Origin of the sequence: Streptomyces sp. rh34 (assembly GCF_002551245.1) — a bacterium.
GTDB lineage: Bacteria > Actinomycetota > Actinomycetes > Streptomycetales > Streptomycetaceae > Streptomyces.
The window spans coordinates 1-22,407 of sequence record NZ_NTGZ01000018.1 but is presented as its reverse complement, the minus strand read 5'-3'; the positions used below and the strand labels follow the sequence as shown (position 1 = coordinate 22,407).

At 72.8% G+C, this 22,407-nt stretch carries 18 protein-coding genes and 1 pseudogene; 13 read left to right on the top strand and 6 right to left on the bottom strand.

Translation table 11 applies throughout. The features are described 5' to 3' along the window. The first annotated feature begins 23 nt into the window (after nt 1-23). Entirely contained in the window at nt 24-1,649 is a 1,626-nt protein-coding gene (locus CR470_RS06480; protein ID WP_097866622.1) for an N-acyl-D-amino-acid deacylase family protein, read from the top strand. A gap of 41 nt (nt 1,650-1,690) precedes the next feature. Here CR470_RS06480 and CR470_RS06475 read toward each other — a convergent pair whose 3' ends face one another. Continuing rightward, complete coding sequence (locus CR470_RS06475) at nt 1,691-2,539, bottom strand: siderophore-interacting protein (protein WP_097866621.1); 849 nt, start codon at nt 2,537-2,539, stop codon at nt 1,691-1,693. An 85-nt stretch (nt 2,540-2,624) separates the two neighbouring features. Here CR470_RS06475 and CR470_RS06470 point away from each other — a divergent pair, with 85 nt between their 5' ends. Next, on the top strand, nt 2,625-3,452 hold the full coding sequence (locus CR470_RS06470) for a TetR/AcrR family transcriptional regulator (protein WP_097866620.1): 828 nt from the start codon (nt 2,625-2,627) through the stop codon (nt 3,450-3,452). Between the two features lie 35 nt (nt 3,453-3,487). On the opposite strand, the gene CR470_RS06465 is transcribed toward CR470_RS06470, so the two are convergent. Beyond that, on the bottom strand, nt 3,488-4,402 hold the full coding sequence (locus CR470_RS06465; RefSeq protein WP_097866619.1) for a S1 family peptidase: 915 nt from the start codon (nt 4,400-4,402) through the stop codon (nt 3,488-3,490). Between the two features lie 108 nt (nt 4,403-4,510). Then, nucleotides 4,511-4,993: a winged helix-turn-helix transcriptional regulator gene (locus CR470_RS06460; protein WP_097866618.1), complete on the bottom strand. Its 483-nt coding sequence runs from the start codon at nt 4,991-4,993 to the stop codon at nt 4,511-4,513. Nucleotides 4,994-5,091: 98 nt separating this feature from the next. On the opposite strand from CR470_RS06460, the gene CR470_RS06455 reads away from it, so the two are divergent. Beyond that, entirely contained in the window at nt 5,092-5,910 is an 819-nt protein-coding gene (locus CR470_RS06455) for an NAD(P)-dependent oxidoreductase (protein ID WP_097866617.1), read from the top strand. A gap of 61 nt (nt 5,911-5,971) precedes the next feature. On the opposite strand, the gene CR470_RS06450 is transcribed toward CR470_RS06455, so the two are convergent. Then, complete coding sequence (locus CR470_RS06450) at nt 5,972-6,301, bottom strand: hypothetical protein (protein ID WP_097866616.1); 330 nt, start codon at nt 6,299-6,301, stop codon at nt 5,972-5,974. A gap of 184 nt (nt 6,302-6,485) precedes the next feature. Here CR470_RS06450 and CR470_RS06445 point away from each other — a divergent pair, with 184 nt between their 5' ends. From CR470_RS06445 to CR470_RS06415, 7 genes are all read left to right on the top strand, one after another. Continuing rightward, on the top strand, nt 6,486-7,298 hold the full coding sequence (locus CR470_RS06445) for an arylamine N-acetyltransferase family protein (RefSeq protein WP_097866615.1): 813 nt from the start codon (nt 6,486-6,488) through the stop codon (nt 7,296-7,298). A 308-nt stretch (nt 7,299-7,606) separates the two neighbouring features. After that, complete coding sequence (locus CR470_RS06440) at nt 7,607-8,818, top strand: pyridoxal phosphate-dependent aminotransferase (protein ID WP_097866614.1); 1,212 nt, start codon at nt 7,607-7,609, stop codon at nt 8,816-8,818. A gap of 81 nt (nt 8,819-8,899) precedes the next feature. Beyond that, nucleotides 8,900-9,307 (top strand): SCO4983 family protein, encoded by a 408-nt coding sequence (locus tag CR470_RS06435; protein ID WP_097866613.1) that lies wholly within the window; start codon nt 8,900-8,902, stop codon nt 9,305-9,307. Nucleotides 9,308-9,465: 158 nt separating this feature from the next. After that, nucleotides 9,466-10,554 (top strand): hypothetical protein, encoded by a 1,089-nt coding sequence (locus CR470_RS06430; protein ID WP_097866612.1) that lies wholly within the window; start codon nt 9,466-9,468, stop codon nt 10,552-10,554. Between the two features lie 99 nt (nt 10,555-10,653). Beyond that, entirely contained in the window at nt 10,654-11,916 is a 1,263-nt protein-coding gene (locus tag CR470_RS06425; protein WP_097866611.1) for a toxic anion resistance protein, read from the top strand. Then, complete coding sequence (locus tag CR470_RS06420) at nt 11,913-13,655, top strand: VWA domain-containing protein (RefSeq protein ID WP_257138466.1); 1,743 nt, start codon at nt 11,913-11,915, stop codon at nt 13,653-13,655. Before CR470_RS06425 ends, CR470_RS06420 begins: the two co-directional genes overlap by 4 nt. Nucleotides 13,656-13,749: 94 nt before the next feature. Continuing rightward, complete coding sequence (locus CR470_RS06415; protein WP_097866610.1) at nt 13,750-14,406, top strand: hypothetical protein; 657 nt, start codon at nt 13,750-13,752, stop codon at nt 14,404-14,406. A 157-nt stretch (nt 14,407-14,563) separates the two neighbouring features. On the opposite strand, the gene CR470_RS06410 is transcribed toward CR470_RS06415, so the two are convergent. Next, nucleotides 14,564-16,399 carry a phosphoenolpyruvate carboxykinase (GTP) gene (locus tag CR470_RS06410; protein WP_097866609.1) on the bottom strand — a complete coding sequence of 612 codons (1,836 nt, stop codon included), beginning with the start codon at nt 16,397-16,399 and terminating at the stop codon, nt 14,564-14,566. Between the two features lie 223 nt (nt 16,400-16,622). Between CR470_RS06410 and trhA the strand changes: the two genes are divergently transcribed. Then, a complete protein-coding gene (gene trhA, locus CR470_RS06405; RefSeq protein WP_097866608.1) occupies nt 16,623-17,315 on the top strand; it encodes a PAQR family membrane homeostasis protein TrhA in 693 nt (230 codons plus the stop codon). A gap of 69 nt (nt 17,316-17,384) precedes the next feature. On the opposite strand, the gene CR470_RS06400 is transcribed toward trhA, so the two are convergent. Beyond that, a complete protein-coding gene (locus CR470_RS06400) occupies nt 17,385-19,406 on the bottom strand; it encodes a thioredoxin domain-containing protein (protein ID WP_097866607.1) in 2,022 nt (673 codons plus the stop codon). A gap of 53 nt (nt 19,407-19,459) precedes the next feature. On the opposite strand from CR470_RS06400, the pseudogene CR470_RS40355 reads away from it, so the two are divergent. Together CR470_RS40355 and CR470_RS06395 are read left to right on the top strand one after the other, a co-directional pair. Then, nucleotides 19,460-19,696, top strand: a pseudogene (locus CR470_RS40355) (hypothetical protein); the annotation flags it as partial. A gap of 1,228 nt (nt 19,697-20,924) precedes the next feature. Then, on the top strand, nt 20,925-22,407 hold a 1,483-nt coding region (locus CR470_RS06395), incomplete at its 3' end, for an AAA family ATPase (RefSeq protein ID WP_179892166.1).

Sequence of the window (22,407 nt, the reverse complement as noted above, 5' to 3'; positions counted from 1 at the left end):
CCTCCCGATCGGAAAGGTGACCCATGGACCTGGTCCTGCGTGACGCGCTCGTCGTCGACGGCACCGGCGCGCCCTCCTACCGCGCCGATGTGGCCCTCGGCGGCGGCCGCATAGCCGAGATCCACCCCGAGGGATCCTCCGGCCCCCGCCCCACCGCCACCCGGACGCTCGACGCCGATGGACTCGCCCTCTCCCCCGGCTTCATCGACATGCACGCCCACAGCGACCTGGCGCTGCTGCGCGACCCCGACCACAGCGCGAAGGCGGCGCAGGGCGTCACCCTCGAAGTGCTGGGCCAGGACGGGCTGTCGTACGCCCCGGCCGACGACCGCACCCTCGCCGAGGTCCGGCGCTCCATCACCGGCTGGAACGGCGACGGGAGCGACATCGACTTCGACTGGCGCACCGTGGGCGGGTATCTGGACCGCCTCGACCGGAACTTCGGCGGCCGGGGCATCGCGGTCAACGCCGCCTACCTCATCCCGCAGGGCACGGTCAGGATGTACGCGGTGGGCTGGGACGACCGGCCCGCCACCGCCGCCGAGCTGACCCGGATGAAGGAGCTGGTGGACCAGGGCATGCGCGAGGGCGCGGTCGGCATGTCCTCGGGTCTCACCTACACACCCGGGATGTACGCGGACGACGCCGAACTCACCGAACTGTGCCGGGTGGTGGCCCGCCACGGCGGCTACTACTGCCCGCACCACCGCAGTTACGGGGCCGGAGCGCTCGAAGCCTACGAGGAGATGGTGCGGCTCACCCGGAACGCCGGCTGCGCCCTCCATCTCGCCCACGCCACGATGAACTTCGGCGTGAACAAGGGCAGGGCGCCCGACCTGCTGGCCCTGCTCGACGGAGCGCTCGCCGCCGGGGCCGACATCTCGCTCGACACCTACCCGTACACCCCCGGCTGCACCACCCTGGCGGCCATGCTGCCGAGTTGGGCGAGCGAGGGCGGACCGGAGTCGATCCTCACCCGGCTCGCGGACGCGGAGAGCGCGGAGCGGATCCGGCACCACCTGGAGGTGCTGGGCTCGGACGGCTGCCACGGGGTCCCGATCGAGTGGGACACCATCGAGATCTCCGGCGTCGGCGCACCGCACCTGGCCGAGTACGTGGGCCGTACGGTGGCGGAGTCGGCGGCGCTGCGGGGCGAGGAGCCCTGGGTGACCGCGTGGCGGCTGCTCACCGAGGACCGGCTCGGGACGACGATCCTCCAGCACGTGGGCCACGAGGAGAACGTCCAGCGGATCATGCGCCACCCCGTGCACACGGGCGGCAGTGACGGCATCCTCCAGGGCGACAAGCCGCACCCGAGGGCGTACGGCACGTTCCCGCAGTATCTGGGCCGGTACGCACGGGAGTTGGGCATCCTCTCACTGGAGGAGTGCGTGGCCCATCTGACCTCGCGCCCGGCCGCCCGGCTGCGGCTCGCGGACCGGGGCCTGGTGCGCGAGGGGTACCGCGCTGACCTGGTGCTGTTCGACCCGGAGACGGTGGCGGCGGGCTCCACGTTCGCGGAGCCGCGCGCCCTTCCGGTCGGCATCCCGCATGTGCTGATCGACGGCCGGTTCGTCATCGAGGACGGCAGGCGGACCTCCGTACTGGCGGGCCGGGCGGTCCGGGGAGCGGGCGCCGGGGCCGCCTGAGGGCTCCTGAACCGCTCCACGCAGCGTCCGTCCGCGCGGCTCTACGAAGCGTCCGCCGCGCGCTCCGCCGCCCAGGCGAGGTCCTCCTCGGTGGGGGCGTCGTCCTGGGTGAGGGAGTGCCGCCAGTAGCCGCTGAACTCGACGGCGTTCTTGGGCAGTTGCCGCTCCCCGACCAGGTGGCGGCGGAGTGCCCGGACGGCGGAGGCCTCGCCCGCCACCCAGGCCGCGTCCACCCCGTCGAGGTCCGGCCCGGCCTCCCGTACGGCCGCCACCAGCGAGCCGCCCCGGTCCCGGTGCACCCAACGGACCTCGGACCCACCGGCGGCGGAGGGCAGCCCCCGCTCCTCCGCCGCGTCCGCGACCTCGGCGAACACCACGGCCCCGGTATCGGCGGGCAGCGCCTCCAGCACCGTGGCGATCGCCGGGAGCGCCGTCTCGTCCCCGGCGAGGAGCATTCGCCGGGCGGCGGGCAGCGGCCGGGCGTAGAGGGAGGACGGGCCGACCATGCCGAGGACGTCGCCGGCCCGGGCCGCCGCACCCCAGCGGGACGCGGGGCCGCCGTCGCCGTGGAGCACGAAGTCCACGGTCATCACGTTGCGTTCGCGATCGTAGGAGCGGACGGTGAAGCTGCGCATCCAGGGCCGCTCCCCCTCCGGAATCGCGAGGAACGCCTCGTACCAGCGCATGCCGTACGGGTCGTCCGCGTCCTGCTCCGGCAGCCGGGGCACGGTCTGCCCGGCGCGCGGCAGGCAGAGCTTCAGCTGCTGGTCGGGGCGGTCCTCCAGCAGGCCGGGCAGTGCGTCGGCGGTGAAGCCGATCCTGGCCGTCCCGGGGGTGATCCGCTCGACGTCCGTGACCCGCACATAGGTGACCGGCAGTGCCTGGCTCATGGTGCCCGACCTCTCTCCCACGTTGATAGCTTACGGTGTAATGAATTACCCGCCGGATGTTACTTTACGCCGTAAGGAGTCGCACGTGGTGGTCTTCGCCGGGCAGGGCGACCCGCGCCGCACCCTCTCTCTCCTGTGGCGCGCGGACACCCCGCCCCCCACGCGCGGCGGCCCGGGCCCCAAGCCCCGGCTGAGCGTCGACGCGATCGTGGCGGCCGCCGTGGCGCTCGCGGACGAGGAGGGGATGGGGGCCCTGTCGATGCGCGCGGTCGGCGACCGGCTCGGGCGCACGGCGATGGCGCTCTACACCTACGTCCCCGGCAAGAGCGAGCTGCTGGACCTGATGTACGACGCCGTGCACGCCGAACTTCCCGCCGGGCCACCGGAGCCGGCCGACTGGCGGGCGGCACTCACCGCCTGGGCCGAAGGGATCCTGGAGTTCTACGTCCGGCACCCCTGGGTGCTCCAGGTCTCGCAGGCTCGGCCGGTACTGGGGCCGCACGAGTACGCGGGCCTGGACACGCTGGTCGTCCTGCTGCGGGCGACCGGTCTCGATGCGGGGTCGGTGCGGCGGCTGGCGGGAACCCTGTTCGCGTATCTGCGGGGCTCGGCGCAGACGGTGGCCGACGCCCGGCTGGCCGCGGCGGCGACCGGGAGTTCCGACGAGGAGTGGTGGGCGGCGCGCTCGGCGGCCCTGATGGAGCTGGTCCCCGACTTCGCGGAGCGCTTCCCGGCCGTGAGCCGGCTGGAGGCGGACGGGCCGGTGGAGCCGTACCCGGGCGCGGGAGCGTGCGCGGAGGAGGGTGCGGAGGCGATGTCGTATCCGGAGCGGGAGGCCCGTGAGACGTTCCGGGCAGGGCTCGGGGTGGTGCTGGACGGAATCGAGGCGGCGCGCGCCCGGCGGGCCCGATAGCGATCAGGACCGCCCGGCACGCGCCGGAGCTTCGGCTACGGCTTGGGCAGCGCGCAACCCTCACGGGTCAGGTCGATCTTGCTGCCGGCCCCGACGCACGGGACCATGTTGTACGTCTGCTGGGCGTAGTTGATGCCCTCGCGGACGGTCACCTCGCCGTTCTCGTCGACCTCGCACGGATTGTTGTCCGTGCACTCCTGACCGCTCTCGTTACCGGTGTTGTTGACGGCGACCACCTTGCCGGTGGCGTCGTCGATCACCGGCGAGCCGGACGTACCGCCGATGGTCCGGCACTCCGGGGTGTAGCGGACCGAGTCCTTCCAGGTCCACCGGCCCTCCTTGAGCCGGTGGACGAAGCCGTCGATGTCGCAGCTGTAGGTGCGCTTCCAGTAGCCGGAGGCGACCGTGATGGCGGTGCCCGCCGTCGGGTGGGCGGTCTCCAGCTCCAGCGCCCGGATGCCGTGCCTGTCCTCGATCTGCTGGTAGGTGCTGGTGAGTTCGTAGAGCGAGAGATCGGTGTCGGTCATGGTGCCGTACGCGATCTTGCTCGCCTTCAGCGTGCCGACACCCCTGCCCTGGGCGTTGAGCAGGGTGAACGTCCGGGAGGACGGCCGGTCGACGATGACCTCGCCGGGGCCGGGGAAGCCGGTCTCCATGCAGTGCCCGTTGGAGAGCACGAGGGCGGGGTCGGTGGGGGCGGAGTCGGGGGTACGGACCACGGAGCCCGAACAGTTGCTGAGTGCGACGGTCCCGGCGAAGGTCACGGCCTTCGCGGCGGGCACGGTGTCCGGTGCGGCGTATTTCGCCTGCGGTGCGGCGTACTTCGTCTGCGGTGCGGCTTCGGCCGAGACCTCGCTCGCGCTTCCGGCGGGCTCGGCCGCCACGACGGGCGCCGCACCCGTTCCCAGGAGCAGGGCAGCAAGAAACGCACCGACGAGAGGCTTGTTCATGTGGGGGGTCCCCTCCAGTGACGCCAGAGGCCGGAGATCTTCCGGCTTTTGACATGCGCATGTTGGCGCAGATGTCAGGCCATCACAAGAGGTCAGTTCCGGCCGCGGCTAGGACTGCCCGCGCCCCAGCCCCACCACGGCCTCGGGAGCGGCCTCGCCATCGGCCCCGACCCCGACTCCGACGCCGACTCCAGCACCGGCACCGGCACCGATTCCGGCTCCCGCTCCGGCACCGACACCGATTCCGGCCTCGGCCCCGTCCGTACCGCGACCGATGTGCTCACGCCCCCACCGCCCCAGCGGTTCCAGCGCGGCGTTCAGTGAGAGGCCCAGGGGGGTGAGCGAATACTCCACGCGCGGCGGCACTTCGGCATACACCTCGCGGTGCACGATGCCGTCGTCCTCCAGCTCCTTGAGGTGGGAGCTGAGCACCTTCTCGGTCACCCCGGGCAGGCTCCGGCGCAGCTCACCGAAGCGGCAGGTCCGCTCGTTCAACGCCCACAGGATGAGCACCTTCCACTTGCCGCCGATCACGTCCATCGCCGCGTCGATCCCGCAGACGAAAGCCCCCGGCCTCCGTACGATCCGCATCGTCCGCCCCTCCCTCACCTGGTCGCTGACCGCGAGGTAACCACCCACTCCACAGTGCGTACTTGTTACCCCCGGCGCCTCCGACCAGCCTATGCGTCATGTCCGACAACAACGCAGCCTCCGTCCCGCCCACCCCTCTCACCCTGCTCGGCCTCGGCGCCATGGGCGTCGCTCTCGCCCGTACCTGGCTCGCCGCCGGGCACCCCCTGACCGTTTGGAACCGCAGCCCCGGCCGGACCGCCGAACTCGCCGCCGCCGGCGCGCGGGTGGCCGCCACGGCGGCGGAGGCGGTGGCCGCGAGCCCGCTCGTCGTCGCCTGCCTCCTGGACGACGCCTCGGTGCGCGAGGCGCTGGCGGATGCCGATCTCACGGGCAAGGACCTGGTCGACCTCACCACCTCCACCCCGGCCGAGTCGCGCACCCGGGCGGCCTGGGCGAACGAGCGCGGCGCCCGCTTCCTGGACGGCGGGATCATGGCCGTACCGCCGATGATCGGTGTGCCGGAAGCCGGGGGCTATGTCTTCTACAGCGGTTCCCGGGATGTCTTCGACGCCCACCGCGAGGTGCTGGCCGTGCCCGCCGCCACCCGGTACGTCGGCGCCGACCCCGGTTTCGCCGCACTCCACGACGTGGCCCTGCTCAGCGCGATGACCGCCATGTTCGCCGGAGCCCGGCACGCGGCCGCACTGGTCCAGAACGCGGGCATCGACCGGAAGGAGTTCGGCGCGCTGCTGGCCGGCTGGCTCACGGCGATGGCCCCGGCGACGGCGGCGTACGCGGGCGGGCCCGTGGCCGAGGACCCCACGAGCCCGGCCGTGGCGGCGGCGGGGGACGCGGCGCTGCTCCGCACGGCACAGGAGCAGGGCGTCGACACGGCCCTGCTGATCGCGTCGGCGGGATCGGTGAACGGAATGTGACGGCCCGGCCCTGTCCCGCGCACCGGACCCCGCCCGCCCCGGCCTTCCGGCCCCGCCCGCCTCACGCTTCCGCCGCCTCGGCCTCCTTCGCGTACGTCACCGCCTGGAGCAGCGTCAGACCGGGTTCGGCCCGGCGCAGGACCTTGACGGCCGCCACGGAGTCCGCCGGCCCCTCGTGTCCGGCGGCGGCGAGCCGCTGTCGCACCCACCGGCCGCGCAGCTCCGCGTCCGGACGCGCGGCGGAGTCCTCGGCCAGGGCGAGGGCCCGCTCCAGGCCGGGGCGCTCGGCGTCCGTGGCGGTCTCCAGCGCGTGCCGGAGCCCGGCGACGAGATCGGCGGCGTCGCGGAGGACGAGTACGGCGAGGGGCTGGGGCTTCCGGAACATGCTCATGGGAGCACCGCTACCCGGGGCGGGCCGGCTCTCACCCGAGTTGAGCAAGATCTGAGCCGTCCCGCCCGGTCCGGGTCCCCGGGGCGCCGGTCCCGGCATCGGTCCGGAGACCGAGGCCGTCCGGTCACGCACGTCGGTCCGCGGCCGGAGGCGCGCCCGCGCCCCGGCTGCGTACGGTCGGCGTATGACTCTCGACCTCGACGCGTACTTCGCCCGCATCGGCTGGACCGGAACACCCCGCCCCACGCTGGAAGTGCTGCGGTCCCTGCACCGCGCCCACCTGACCGGCATCCCGTTCGAGAACCTGGAGGCCGTCCTCGGCTCCGCCCCGTCGCTGGCGCTCGACGACCTGGAGGCGAAGCTCGTGCACGGCGGGCGCGGCGGGTACTGCTACGAGCACAACACCCTCCTCTCCACGGCGCTGAGGCAGATCGGTTTCGCCGTGACGCCGCTGACGGCCCGGGTGGTGGTGGGTGCCGCGCCGGGCGACATCCGGCCCCGTACCCACATGCTGATGCGGGTGGACGTGGCGGGCGAGCCGCACCCGTACCTGGCGGACGTCGGATTCGGGACGGTCGGAGCCCTGCTGGAGCCGATCGAGCTGGTGGAGGGCGCCGAGCTGTTCGACGCGCCGCGCCACCACCGCCTGGTCCACGCACCGCACCGCGGTCCGCTGCCCATGTGGGAGCTCCAGGCTGAGAAGGGCGGGTCGTGGGAGCCGCAGTACGGGTTCACCCTGGAGCCGTACGAGAAGCCGGACTACGAAGTGATCAACTGGTTCATCGCGACGCATCCGCGCTCACCGTTCCGGCAGGCGGTGTACGCGCAGCGCACCCGGATCGGCTCCCACCTCGCCCTCTCCGGGCTCGACCTGGTGGAGACGGCCGATGACGGCACGATCCGGGAGCGGCGGCTGAAGGACGGCGACGAGGCGCTGCGCGTCCTGGCGGACGACTTCGGCATCCGGCTCCCGGAGGGCGCCCGGCTGCCGGAGTGACGGCGTCCGGAGGGCGGGACGGGCTCACCGCCGCACGGCGGCCGGAGTGATGGCCCCCGGCCCCCGCAGCGGGTGCGCCGGCCCGGACGGGCACCCGTGCGGGGACCCCGCGTGGCGCATCTCACCCGTTCCGGCCGCACACGCCGCCTTTCCAAGCCCCGACGCCGCCCCGACCGGGCGATCCCACGGTCCGGGGCGGCGGCGGGCATGGCGATGGAAGACGGGGCGGGGCGGGGAGGCGCCCCGGAGGGAGTACGCCGGGAGCAATCCCCGCGCACCTCGCGAAACGCCGCCGTAAGCTCGCGGACATGCAGGTCATCCAGTCCACGAAGCTCTCCAACGTCTGTTACGAGATCCGGGGTCCCGTGCTGGAGGAGGCGATGCGGCTGGAAGCGGCCGGTCAGCGCATCCTCAAGCTGAACACGGGCAACCCCGCCGCGTTCGGGTTCGAGTGCCCGCCGGAGATCCTTGAGGACATCCTGCGCAACGTCGCGGGCGCGCACGGTTACGGCGACGCGAAGGGCCTGCTGTCCGCGCGCCGTGCGGTGACGCAGCACTACCAGACCAAGGGCATCGACCTCGACGTCGAGGACATCTACCTGGGCAACGGCGTCTCCGAGCTGATCCAGATGTCGATGCAGGCGCTGCTGGACGACGGCGACGAGGTGCTCGTACCGGCTCCCGACTATCCGCTGTGGACCGCCTCGGTCTCGCTGGCGGGCGGGACGGCCGTGCACTACCGGTGCGACGAGCAGGCCGACTGGATGCCCGACCTCGCGGACATCGAGCGGAAGATCACCGACCGCACCAAGGCCCTGGTGATCATCAACCCGAACAATCCGACCGGTGCGGTGTACGACGACGCGATGCTGCGCGGCCTCACCGAGATCGCCCGGCGGCACAACCTGATCGTCTGTTCCGACGAGATCTACGACCGGATCCTCTACGACGGCGCGACCCACACCCCGACGGCGGCGCTGGCCCCGGACCTCATGGTGCTGACCTTCAACGGGCTCTCCAAGAACTACCGGGTGGCGGGCTACCGCTCCGGCTGGATGGCCGTCTGCGGGCCGAAGGCGCACGCCACCTCGTACATCGAGGGGCTGACGATCCTCGCCAACATGCGGCTCTGCGCCAACATGCCCTCGCAGCACGCGGTGGCCACCGCGCTCGGCGGGCGGCAGTCGATCCAGGACCTGGTGCTGCCGGGCGGCCGGATCCTGGAGCAGCGGGACACGGCGTACGACCTGCTGACCTCGATCCCCGGGGTGACCTGCGTGAAGCCGAAGGGGGCGCTGTACCTCTTCCCCCGGCTCGACCCCAAGGTCTACAAGATCAAGGACGACCGGCAGATGGTGCTGGACCTGCTGCGGGCCGAGAAGATCATGGTCGTGCAGGGCACCGGCTTCAACTGGCCCGAGCCCGATCACTTCCGGATCGTCACGCTGCCGACGGTCGAGGACCTGACCGACGCCGTGACCCGCATCGGCACCTTCCTGGACGGTTACGGACAGCCTTAGGGCCATCACGCATCCGGACCGCGCATAACTTTAGACTCGTTCCAATGTAGGATGGTTCCACGCACCATCGGGAGGCCATCCATGTACGAGCCGATCCGCAGCCCCTCGGTCCACACCCCGGCTGACGACGCGGACTTTCCGCGCCGCAGCCGCGAGGAGGAGCTGGACATCCAGCTCGCCGGGCACCTGGCCGCCCTCCTCGCGGTCACCGACGAGCTGGGCCTCACCGCGGCGGGCGACCGTATCGCCGAGCAGGTGGCCCGGCTGCGCGGCGCTCCGCCCGCCCGGCACGCCGGCCTGACCGACGCCACCCCCGCGGACCTCCACCGCCGCGCCCACGCCCTCGCGGGCCGCGCCCTGCTGGTGGCCGCGTCCCGCGCGGACACGACCGCCGCCATCCTCTCCGCGATACGCATGGACGCCCACACCGCGGCCCTCGCCGCCTCCGCCGGACCCGCCCCCTCCGGGCAGTTGGTCGGCGCCCGCTGACGGCCCCGGTCCGCGTGCCGTCGAGGCGCGCGGACCGGGTGCCACGACCCTCCCCCGCCGGGGCCGTTGCGTTCTGGGATGGCCCCTTCATCTGCCGTCCACCCAACTCGGCCCGGAATGTGGGTTTCCGCGAGCACGCTGCGCGGGTGAGACGCATCGTGGGAATCGTCCTGGCCGTCGTACTGATCGCCGGTGTGGCAGCGGCCGTCGCCCTGGGCCGCGACAGCGGGGACAGCGGCACGGCCGCGAAGACCGTGCGCGGAGTGATCGGGTCGGAGAAGGCCGAGTTCTTCGCCGACCCCGACACCGTGAAGGCCCTCGCGGCCAAGGGGTTCACCGTCCGGACGGAGACCTCCGGGTCCTGGGCGATGGACCGACTGCCCCTGAAGGGCTACGACTTCGCCTTCCCCGGCTCCAAGGCCCCGGCCGATGAGCTGCGCCGGGGGGCCGACGCCCAGGGCGGCCCGCTGCGGCCGTTCTACTCGCCGCTCGTCGTGGTGGCCCATCGCAACGCGGCCGAGGTCCTCGCGGCCAACGGGCTGGCCCGGCTGCGGGCGCCCGGCGGGTCGAAGTTCACCACGCAGGGGACGCTGCTCATGGGCCCCTACCTGTCGGCGGCCGAGGACGACCGGACCTGGCAGCAGCTCAAGGGCGCATCCGGGCACGCCGAGTTGAGCGGCACGGTGTTCATCACGAGCACCGACCCCGTCACCTCCAACTCCGGCGCGCTCTACCTCGCCGCCGCCTCGTACGTCGCCGACGACGGCCGGGTCGCCACGGACGCGAAGGCCGTGGAGCGCACCGGGCCCCTGATGCGCAAGCTCGTCCAGGTGCAGGGCGCGCAGCAGACCAGCAGCGACGCGCCGTTCCGGGACTTCATCAGCGGAGTGGGCAACCCCCTCGTACTGGTCTACGAGTCGCAGGTGGCCTCGCTCCTGATGAGCAGTCAGCGCCAGGAGATCGGCGACCTCGTCGTCCTCTACCCGGACACCACGGTGTCCAGCGACCACACCCTCGTACCGCTGACCGACCACGGCCGCGAACTCGGCGAGCTGCTCTCCACCGACCCCGGGCTGCGGGAGCTGGCGGTACGGCACGGCTTCCGGCCCCAGGGCGCGGCTGCCGAGTTCATCGCCGCGACCGCGGACCACACCGCCTACATCGACCAGCGGCTGACCGGCGTCCGCCAGGCGCCCGTGCCCACCGCGGAGGTGCTGCGCTCGATGGCACGGCGGGCCCGCGGCTGACGACGCCGCCGCCCGCACCCAGCCCCTGTTCCCGCGGCCCCGGCAGCCGGGCCTGTTCCCGGCTCCGGGCCCGCATTCGCAGCACAGGAGACCGCCACCATGCCCCAGGACGCCGGAGCCCGGAACGCCGGGCCTCAGAACGGACCCCAGCACTCCGGACCCCAGGACCCTCGACGGCCGTTCGACCCGCCGACCACCCCGCTCGTGCTCACCCCGCCCGCGCCCGTCGCTCCCGTACGCGCCGAGCAGGCCACCGGGCTCGTCCCGGTCGCGGAGGCCGTGCGCGCCGACATGCTCCGGCGTGCCGAGGAGTACGTCGAGGGCCTCGCCGGGCTCGACGCGCGCTCCCCCGAATTCGGTGCCCGGGTCGGCGAGATCGCCGCGCTCGGACAGGGCGACATCCGCGGCGCCGCCCAGCAGTCCAACCGGATGCTGGACCGCACCGTCCGCGCGCTGGCCTCCGGCGAGGGGGACGCCTCGGCCCGGGTGGGGTCCTCGCTGGTCGAGCTGCGCCGCACGGTGGAGGACCTCGATCCGCGCGACACCCCGGGGCGCGGGGCCCGCCGGCTGCTGTCCCGGCTGCCGGGCGGGCGCCGGCTGCGCGACCACGTCGCGAAGTACGCCTCCGCCAAGGGGACTCTCGACCGGATCGTCGGCTCGCTCCGCGGCGGCCAGGACGAACTGCGCCGCGACAACGCCGCGTTGCACACCGAACGCACCCGCCTCTGGGACACCATGGGCACGTTGCAGGAGTACGCGGTGCTCACCGAGGCCCTCGACGGCGTCGTGGAGCGGCGTATCGCGGAGGCCGAGGCGGCGGGCGATCCGGTACGGGCGGACGCGCTGCGGGCCGACGTCCTCTTCCCCGTGCGGCAGAAGCACCAGGACCTGCTGACGCAGATCGCGGTCTGCGCGCAGGGGTACCTGGCGATGGACGTCGTGCGGCGCAACAACGACGAGCTGATCAAGGGCGTCGACCGGGCGGCCACCACCACCGTGTCCGCCCTGCGGATCGCGGTGATGCTGTCCTCGGCGCTGGAGAACCAGCGCCGGGTGACCGAGCAGGTACAGGTGCTGCGCTCGACCACCGAGGACCTGATCCGGGGCAACGCGGAGATGCTCGCCACGCAGAGCGGGGAGATCCAGCGCATCGCGGCCGACCCCGCGGTCGGCGTCGAGACCCTGCGCACCGCGTTCGGGCAGATCTACGCGACGCTCGACGCCATCGACACGTACAAGGCGCGGGCGACCGAGACCATGGCCGCCACCGTGGAGTCGCTGACCGCCGAACTCCAGGAGGCCGGGACCCGGTTGGAACGCAGCCGGGCCGCCGACTCCGCGCTGGACGGGGGCCGCTCATGAGAAGCCGCCGCCCGAAGCCCGCATCCCGGGCCGAGCGCACCCCGACCGAGCAGACACGGGCCGAGCAGGCCCGGGCCGAGCGCACCCCGACCGAACGCGCCCCGACCGAGCGCACCCGGCCCGACGCCCGCACGCCGGGCCGCCGCCTCCGGCGCGCCTTCCTTCCGCTGCTGGCCGTCGCCCTGATCGCCCCGCTCGCCGCCTGCACGACGGACCGGGACGCCGAACGGGACACCGGCCGGGGCGGCGGTGACGACGGACGGCCTCGCACGGGGACCGTCCGGGTGCTGGCATCCAGCGAACTCTCCGACATGAAACCCCTGTTGGAGAAGGCACGCGAGGCGACCGGGATCACCGTGCGGCCCACCTGGGCGGGCACGCTGGACGCCGTGGAGCGCCTGGCGTCCGGGAAGGCGGACGGGGCGTTCGACGCGGTGTGGCTGTCGTCCAACGACTATCTGCGCCTCGACCCGGAGGCCGCCCGCCGGATCGCCTCCGAGACCCCGCTGATGGCCTCCCCGGTCGCCCTCGGAGTGCGGCCCGCGACGGTACGGCGGCTCGGCTGGGACGCCGGGGCGGTCAGCTGGGCGCAGGTGCACCGGGCGGTCGCGGCCGGGGACCTGACGTACGGGATGACCGACCCGAGCCGCTCCAACTCCGGTTTCGCCGCGCTGATCTCGGTGGCCTCGGGGCTCTCCGGCGCGCAGGCGGCGCTCACCGAAGCCGACGTCCGCGAGGCCGGACCGAAGCTGAAGGAATTCTTCGCCGGGCAGCGGCTGACCTCCGGCTCCTCGGGCTGGCTGGCCTCCGCGTACGCCCGGCGCTCCACGGTGGACGCGCTGATCAACTACGAGTCGGTGCTGCTGTCGCTGAACCGGGACACCGGTGCCGGGCTGACGGTGATCCGCCCCCGCGACGGGGTGGTGACCGCCGACTACCCGCTGAGCGCCCTCACCGGGGCCACGCCCGACGCGCGGGACGCCGTACAGGCCCTGGCCGAGCACTTCCGGTCCACCGGGGCGCAGCGGGAGATCACCGCGCGGACCCTGCGCCGGCCGGTCGTCGCCGCCGCGCGCCCCGCCGATCCGCTCTCCCCCGAGCAGCGCCGCGAACTGCCGTTCCCCGGTTCGCGGTCGGTGGCGGACGGGCTGCTGGCCTCGTACGAGCACCGGCTGAGGCGGCCGTCGCGGACCGTGTACGTGCTGGACACCTCCGGGTCGATGGAGGGCGGGCGGCTCGCGCGGCTGAAGTCCGCGCTGAACGGGCTGACCGGCGGCCTCCGGGAGCGCGAACAGGTCACGCTGCTGCCGTTCGGGTCCACCGTCAAACAGGTCCGCACGCACACCGTCGACCCGGCGGACCCGAAGGCGGGCCCGGCGGCGCTCCGGGCGGACGCCGCCGCGCTGACGGCCGAGGGGGACACCGCGATCTACTCGTCGCTCGCCGCCGCCTACGACCACCTCGGCCCGGACACCGAGTCCGTGTTCACCTCCATCGTGCTGATGACGGACGGCGAGAACACCGCGGGCCGGTCGGCGGCGGAGTTCACGGCGTTCTACCGGGCGCTGCCCGCCGCCCGTCGGGTCACCCCGGTGTTCCCGATCGTGTTCGGCGACTCCGACCGCTCGGAGCTGGACTCGATCGCGGCGCTGACCGGCGGCCGGCTCTTCGACGGGACGAAGGAGGAGGGCCCCGGTTCGCTGGACGGGGCGTTCGAGGAGATCCGTGGCTACCAGTAGGAGGCAGGGCGGAGGCAGATCCGTGGCTGCCAGGAGAAGCCAGGACGGAGGCAGATCCGTGGCAGCCGGGAGGGGCCGGGGCGGAGCGAGGTCCGTGGCAGCCCGGGCGGCCGGCTATCTGGAGTCGGCCCGGAATCTGACCGGCAGCGCCGCGGCCCTCGGCGGTCTCGCCCTGACCTTCGCCGGGTTCGCCGGTGCGTACTGGCCGGTGGTGGTCGGCGGGCTGTACGGGGCGGGCGCGCTGCTCGCCCCGCCGAGCCGGCCGCCCGCCCCGGCGTTCGAGGACCCGTCGTCCCGGCTGGACGAACTGCGGGCCGACCTCGTGACCCTGCGGGCGTATCTGGACCGGGTGGACCTGCCGGCCGCCGCGACGGAACGGCTCGCCGCGCTGACCGGCCTGCTGGACGGGCTGCTGGCCCCCGGCTGGGTCTCCGAGGCGCTGGCGGACAATCCGGAGGGCGTGCACGTGGTGGCGCGGGCGGTGCGCCGGGACGTTCCGGAGTCCGTCGACGCGTATCTGCGGACCCGGTGGTGGACGCGGCTCGCGCCGGGCGCACGGGCTCCGGAGGAGGAGCTGGAGCGGCAGGTGGCGCTGCTGCACGGGGAGGCGCAGGAGCTGGTGGACGGTCTGCGGGAGGCGCAGGAGCTGCGCCAGCGGTCCCACACGAAGTACCTGGAGGACCGGGGCGGGGCCGGGGGCGCCCTGCGGCGCACGGCTCCCGGGGAAAAGGAGCGGCCCCCGGAACCGTGAGGGGGTTCCGGGGGCCGGGAGGGTGTCCTTGGTCGGGGACAGGCCCTCCGGGGCTGTCGGCGAGGACAGGCCCCGTACCGCGGCGGGTCGTTCGGCCCCACAGGTCAGGGCGGATGTCCGACGGACCCGGCCGCGGGGTTCAGCGGGAGCGCAGGGCTCAGCCCAGGCGCTTCACCAGCGCGTGGTACTCGTCCCACAGCTCCTTGGGCGTGTGGTCACCGAAGGTGTTGAGGTGCTCGGGGACCAGGGCGGCCTCCTCGCGCCAGACCTCCTTGTCGACCGTGAGGAGGAAGTCGAGGTCGGACTCGGAGAGGTCCAGGCCCTCGGTGTCGAGCGCGCCCTTGGCCGGCAGGATGCCGATCGGGGTCTCGACGCCCTCGCCCTTGCCCTCCAGGCGCTCCACGATCCACTTCAGGACCCGGCTGTTCTCGCCGAAGCCGGGCCAGACGAACTTGCCCGCCTCGTTCTTGCGGAACCAGTTCACGTAGTAGATCTTCGGGAGCTTCGACTGGTCGGCCTTGTCGGCGCCCACCTTGACCCAGTGGTTCATGTAGTCGCCCATGTTGTAGCCGCAGAACGGCAGCATGGCGAACGGGTCGCGGCGCAGCTCACCGACCTTGCCCTCGGCGGCGGCGGTCTTCTCGGAGGCGACGTTGGCTCCGAGGAAGACGCCGTGCTGCCAGTCGAAGGACTCGGTCACCAGCGGGACGGCGGAGGCGCGGCGGCCGCCGAAGAGGATCGCGGAGATCGGCACGCCCTTGGGGTCCTCCCACTCGGGCGCGATGATCGGGCACTGTCCGGCGGGGACGGTGAAGCGGGCGTTGGGGTGGGCGGCGGGCGTGCCGGACTCGGGGGTCCAGTCGTTGCCCTTCCAGTCCGTCAGGTGCGCGGGCGCCTCCTCGGTCATGCCCTCCCACCAGACGTCGCCGTCGTCCGTCAGCGCCACGTTGGTGAAGACGGAGTTGCCCCACATGGTCTTCATGGCGTTGGCGTTGGTGTGCTCGCCGGTGCCGGGCGCGACACCGAAGAAGCCGGCCTCGGGGTTGATCGCGTAGAGGCGGCCGTCCTCGCCGAACCGCATCCAGGCGATGTCGTCGCCGATGGTCTCCACGGTCCAGCCGGGGATGGTCGGCTCCAGCATGGCGAGGTTGGTCTTGCCGCAGGCCGAGGGGAACGCGGCCGCAATGTACTTGGGGGCCTCGCTCTCCCCGCGCGGCGGCGTGAGCTTCAGGATGAGCATGTGCTCGGCGAGCCAGCCCTCGTCGCGGGCCATGACGGACGCGATGCGCAGGGCGTAGCACTTCTTGCCGAGCAGGGCGTTGCCGCCGTAGCCGGAGCCGTACGACCAGATCTCGCGGTCCTCGGGGAAGTGCGAGATGTACTTGGTGGTGTTGCAGGGCCACGGAACGTCCTGCTCGCCCTCGGCCAGCGGCGCTCCCAGCGTGTGGACGGCCTTCACGAAGAACCCGTCGGTGCCCAGCTCGTCCAGGACGGCCTGGCCCATGCGGGTCATGGTGCGCATGGAAACGGCGACGTACGCGGAGTCGGTGATCTCGACGCCGATCGCGGAGAGCGGCGAGCCGACGGGCCCCATGCAGAAGGGCACGACGTACATGGTGCGTCCACGCATGGACCCGCGGAAGACACCATCGGCACCGGTGAAGACGGCCCGCATCTCGGCGGGGTCCTTCCAGTGGTTCGTGGGACCCGCGTCCTTCTCCTCCTTGGAGCAGATGAACGTACGGTCCTCGACGCGGGCGACATCGCTCGGGTCGGACGCGGCGTAGTACGAGTTCGGCCGCTTGGTCTCGTCCAGCTTGGTGAACGTGCCCCTGGCCACGAGCTCCCCGCACAGGCGCTCGTACTCGGCCTCGGAGCCGTCGCACCAGACCACCCGGTCCGGCTGGGTGATCGCTGCGATCTCGTCGACCCAGGAGACCAGCTCCTGGTGGTGGGTGGGGACGGTGAGGGGAGCCGCGATGTCGCGCGCCACGATCGCTCCTAGTTGAGGGTGTCAGTTGTCTGAAGGCCCCGTGGGGGCTGCGACCCGGATGCTTCGTACCCTTCGAATTCCCCTGGCGCTCATCCGGTGCCGACTGCACTCATTTGATCATCCGGCCCTTCCGCCCATATGTCCAGGGGGGCTCACACGTGAGCATCGCCACTCATTTGCGCCCCAAATCCACTACTTACGGTGGCGTAGGTAGCATGCGGATATGACTGACGACGCCGCTAGCTCCACACCCCCGGGCCCCGTCGTACTCGACCCCGTCCCCGTCAAACCACGGATGCGCGGCTGGCTGCACGCCGGGATGTTCCCGGCGGTGGTGATCGCCGGGATCACCCTGATCGCCCTGACCGACAGCACGATGGGCCGGATCGCCTGCGGCGTCTACATCCTCAGCGCCTGTCTGCTGTTCGGTGTCAGCGCGGTCTACCACCGCGGCACCTGGGGGCCGCGCGGCGAGGCGGTGCTCCGCCGCCTGGACCACGCGAACATCTTCCTGATCATCGCGGGCACCTACACCCCGCTGACGCTGCTCCTGCTCCCCGAGTCCACCGCCCGGCCCCTGCTGTGGGCGGTCTGGGCGGCCGCGGCGGCGGGCATCGCCTTCCGGGTGTTCTGGGTCGGCGCGCCGCGCTGGCTCTACACCCCGTGCTACATCGCGATGGGCTGGGCGGCGGTCTTCTTCCTGCCCGACTTCATGCGGACCGGCGGCATCGCGGTCCTGGTCCTCGTCGTGGTCGGCGGTCTGCTGTACAGCGCGGGCGGTGTGATCTACGGGATCAAGAAGCCGAACCCGTCGCCGCGCTGGTTCGGCTTCCACGAGGTCTTCCACTCGCTGACGCTGGCCGCGTTCATCGCGCACTACGTGGGCATCTCGCTGGTGGCGTACCAGCACGGATAGTCGGTACGCGTACGACGGAGGGGCCGGCCGCACGAGCGACCGGCCCCTCACCGCTCTCCACGACGACGCTCAGCCCCCGAGCTTCACCGCCAGCTCGGCGGCGTCGGTCGTCGGCGCGTCGCACACGAAGTGGCGGCAGACGTACGCGGTCGGCTCCCCGCCCACCAGCGGCCGGTCCACCAGCAGCGGGAACTCGGCCCCCGCCCCCGGGCCCTCCCCGGCCGCGACCACCGCGCCCGGGGCCCGTCCCAGCAGCGCCGTACGGTGCAGCTCCCCGCCGACCGGCCCGGCGACGGCGACCTCACGGGGCCCGTCCAGCAGCGCCTCGGCCACCGCGAGGCCCCAGCCGACGAACCGGGGCACGCGCGGCCCCAGCGCCTTCACCACACCGAGCGCCCCTTCGGCGGCGGTCCGGTGGGCCTCGGACCCGGTGTACGCGGCGTACGAGAGCAGCGCGCCGGCCGCGGCGGTCCAGCCGGACGGGGTGGCGCTGTCCGTCGGATCCTGGGGCCGGCGGATCAGCTGCTCGGCGTCATGAGCGGTGTCGTACAGCTGCCCGCCCTCGCCGGTGAACTGCTCCAGCACGATGTCCAGCAGGAACCCGGCGAACTCCAGCCAGGCCCCCTCCCCCGTCACCGCCGCCAGCGCGAGGAAGCCCTCGGCGACGTCGCCGTAGTCCTCCAGCACCCCTGCGTTGTCGCCCGCGCGCCCGTCCTTGGAGGTACGGGTCAGCCGGGCCACCTCGCCCAGATGCACCCGGACCAGCAGATCGGCGGCCTCGGTGGCCCGCTCCACCAGGTCCGGCCGGTCGAAGTACGCGCCGGTCTCGGCGAGCGCGGCGACGGCGAGCCCGTTCCAGGCGGCGACCACCTTGTCGTCCCGCCCCGGGCGGGGCCGCTCCGCGCGGGCCGCCAGCAGCCGGGCTCGTACGTCCGCGACCCGGGTGGCGTCCACGGGCCCCGTGTCCCCCGGCAGCCGGAGCACGGAGGCCCCCTCCTCGAACGTCCCGTCCTCCGTCACCCCGAAGTACGCGGCGGCGAAGACGGCGTCGTCCTCGCCCAGCACCTCACGCAGCCGGCCGGGCGTCCACACGTAGAAGGCGCCCTCGACGTGCTTGCCGTCGGCGTCCTCGCTGTCCGCGTCCAGCGCGGAGGCGAAGCCGCCCTCGGCGGTCCGCAGCTCCCGCACCATGAAGTCGGCGGTCTCCAGAGCGATCCGACGGGCCTCGTCCGACCCGGTGGCACGCCACAGATGGGCGTACACACGGCAGAGCAGGGCGTTGTCGTAGAGCATCTTCTCGAAGTGCGGCACCACCCACTCCCGGTCCACGGAGTACCGCGCGAAGCCCCCGCCGAGCTGGTCGTAGATCCCGCCCCGGGCCATGGCCGAACAGGTGTCGGCGGCCATCTGGAGGGCCCCCTCCGACCCCGTACGGGCGTGATGACGCAGCAGGAACTCCACCGCCATGGACGGCGGGAACTTGGGCGCGCCCCCGAATCCCCCGTGCTGCTCGTCGTACTCCCGGGTCAGCCCGAGCAGCGCCTGCGCGGTCTCCTGCTCCCCCGGCACCCCGTCGCCACCGTGCACCAGCGAACGCCCCGCAAGATCCGCGACGATCCGCCCGGCGACCTCGGCGACCTCCTCGCGCCGACCGGTCCACGCGGCCGTCACGCCTTCCAGAACCTGCTGGAAGGAGGGCGAGCCGTGCCGGGCCTCGGGCGGGAAGTAGGTCCCGAAGTAGAAGGGTTCGGCGTCCGCCGTGAGGAAGACGGTCATCGGCCACCCGCCGTGCCCGGTGGCCGCCTGGACGGCCTCCATGTACACGGCGTCGACGTCGGGCCGCTCCTCCCGGTCGACCTTCACCGACACGAAGTGCGCGTTGAGGTAGGCGGCGACGGTCTCGTCCTCGAACGACTCGTGGGCCATCACATGACACCAGTGGCACGAGGAGTACCCGACGCTGAGCAGCACCGGCACATCCCGCTTCCTCGCCTCCTCGAACGCCTCGGGCGACCAGGGCCACCAGTCGACGGGATTGTCGGCGTGCTGGAGGAGGTACGGGGAGGTGGTCTGCGCAAGTCGGTTGGCCATGGGCCCAATCCTCGCGCACCGGCCTCCGCGACACCCGCGCGCCACGGGGCGGGGACCTGTACGCCACGTCCGGCATCTCCTTCCACTGGCGGATCGAGCAGGCCGCGACGGGTGTCCCGATCGTCTACACCCACGTCCTCGACCCTGCCACCAAGGCCTACCGGGACGGCGAGATGTTCACCGGCGTGATCAAAGCCGCCGCACCCGTGGGCGCCGGGACGAGTGCGGTGACGCCGTCGGCCACCAGGACGCCGCGCAGGTCGCTGTCGGAAACGCGGACATCGCGGTAGGGGGCGGGGATCTCGCCGAAGCGTTTGGCCAGGTCGTCGGCGAAGCCGGCGACGGACAGGATCTGGACGGCGACGGGGTGCGGGGTGAGAGCGAGGTGCTGGAGAACGGCTTCGGTGAACCGGCCGGGCCCGGTGAGGGTGACGGTCAGGGAGCGTCGGCTCCTGCGGATCAGTCGCCGGACGGCGGTGCCTTCGTCGCACTCCCCCGTGATCACGTATGAATCCGACCGTTCGGCCCGTCTGCCTGTCAAACTCATGTCGATCTTCCCCCGTATCACGCTGTGACTCCGCTCACAGTCGAAAATCCGGCGCCCGCCGACCGTTTGACCACCTCAGAGCACCTCTGCGCTTTTCCTGCCGATAAATCTCGGCAATACGCAGGGAACTGAAGCGGACTTGCCATCCGTCGACACCTCTCCACCGTAACGGATGGCCATTTTCGATCGTGTCAGATCAAGTCAGTCGGCACCACCTCCATTGGGTTGCCAGCTCGTCAGCAATGGATTAACTCGGGACAGTTCGGCCGTCGCTGCCAAACGGTTCGGACGCAATGATGCGTCCCAGTCGTTGGGACGCATGATGCGTGGCCGCGATTTTCGGACGATTTCACCAAGGGGCGCCTATCAGGGCGCACAGTATGCGTAGTGAACGAATTACCTGCGGAGGGATATGTCGCGCGACGGGTAATTTACTAGGACAGGTGATGGGGCATGCCGCTGCGCTTGTTCACTGCCGTCCCGCTGATGAACAGGCACGGAGCGAGGCCGGCGCCGGCGCGATCACCCCGTGCGGCCGTCGTCCGCAGCGCGAGGACCGGCGGACTCAGCCCCTGGAGCTGATGGGCACTCAGCTTTCGTTGTGTGGCTGAAAGTTGCCCTCCGCCCGGACGGCGGCCCTGCGAGCGGTGCGTACTCCGGAGTGTCGGGGCACACCACCGTCGGCGCTCTACCCAGCGGGACCAGCCGATGCCGAGCCCCGTCTCGAGGATCCCGGCCGTCGCGGCCCGGGCCCCTGCGCACGGGTGACCGTATACGGCGGGCGAGCGACCCGACGCCGCCGGACCGGCGCCGGAACACCGTGGGCCGGTCGCCACCCGCCCTTCCTTGACCGTCCCCTTGCCCGGTGGCCCTCGCGCCGGAGCGCCGCACGCAGGACACTTGATCCTGAAGCCGGGCCGCGGACGCCCGGCGACGGATGCTCGGGAAGCAGCACTCGGAGGGGGACCCATATGCGGGACAGCCATCGGGCGGAAGCCGAGAGGCTGTTGGTGCGCGCCGTGGAGGAGGAGACGCGGCGCACCGGCGGGCGGACCGATGCCGGTGCGCTGATGTCGCGGGCGCGGGCCGCGCTCGACACCATGGCCGCCGGCGCGGTCGAGGAGTACGCCGCGTACACGCAGGCACTGGACGCGGTGGCGGCGGGAGAGCGCCCGCTCTCGGAGCGCTTCAGCAGAGCGACGCTCGGAACTCCGCTGCTCGTTACGGGGGTTGGCGCGGCCGCCGCGTTCGGCGCGGATCTGGCGCTGGGCGCGAACACCGGCCTGGCGCTCGGTGCGGGTGTGGCCGTCGCGGTGGCCGGCACGGCGACGACCGTGGCGAAGGCGACCGCCTCCCACTGGCCCGCCGCCCACCGCCGCGCCGGAGCGGCCGGACAGCCGGGCGGGGCCGAGCAGTTGCGGCTCCAGTGGCTGACCGCCCTGGAGGTACGGGGCATCCGCCCGTACCTGGACCAGCAGCGCATGCTGACGCCCGCCACGCGCACCCCGAAGAAGCAGACCGCCCCGGTGGGGCGCCAGTTGCGTGGCGGGGACCGCAGCGCGGCGGCCCGCACCCGGATGGTGCTGGAGCAGTCCTTCGGGCATCTCCCGAAGGCGGAGGGGCCGTTCACCGGGCGGCGGGCCGAGCTGGCGCGGATCGCCCAGTGGGTGCACGCGGCCCGCGCCTCCACGCAGACCCGGCCGACGGTCGTCGTGCTGCACGGTGAGCCGGGGGCGGGGCGTACGGCGCTCGCGGTGCGGGCCGCCCATGCGCTCAAGGACCAGTTCCGGGGCGCGTGCGTGGTCGATCTGCGCGGCCAGGTGGCCGGGGAGAGCCCGCTGCCGACCCGGGACGCCCTGCTGCACCTGCTGAACCGGCTGGGCGCGCCGCGCGAGCAGTTGCTGTTCCGGGAAGGCGCTTCGGCCGAACAGCAGGTGCGGCGGCTCGGCGAGCTGTACCACCAGCACCTCACGGGGACGCCGGTCACGATCGTCCTCGACGACGCCACGGACGCCGGGCAGGTCCGCACCCTGGTGCCGGAGCGCTCGGACAGTCTGGTGATCGTCACCGCCCGGGAGCCGCTGGAGCTGCCCGAGGACCTGCCGGCCTGGGTGCACCAGCTGCCGGTCGGCCCGCTGGACGCGGCGGGCGCGGAGGAGCTGCTGCGCGAGGTCGCCGGGGAAGAGGAGTCCGGGCCCTACGACTACCCGTCCACGGACGCCGTCGTGGAGCTGTGCGGCGGGCTGCCGCTGGCGCTGCGGGTGGCCGGTTCCGCGCTGGGGGCGCGCAGTCGGCACACGCTGGCGGAGGACTTGGGGGCGTACGGGCCCGTGGACCCGGTGGAGCGGGCCCTGTGGCTGCGCTACACGGACCAGGGCGAGCAGGCCCGACGGCTGCTGCGGCGGCTCGCGCTGGCGGGCCGGGCGAGCCTGGGGCTGTCTCTTATACACATCT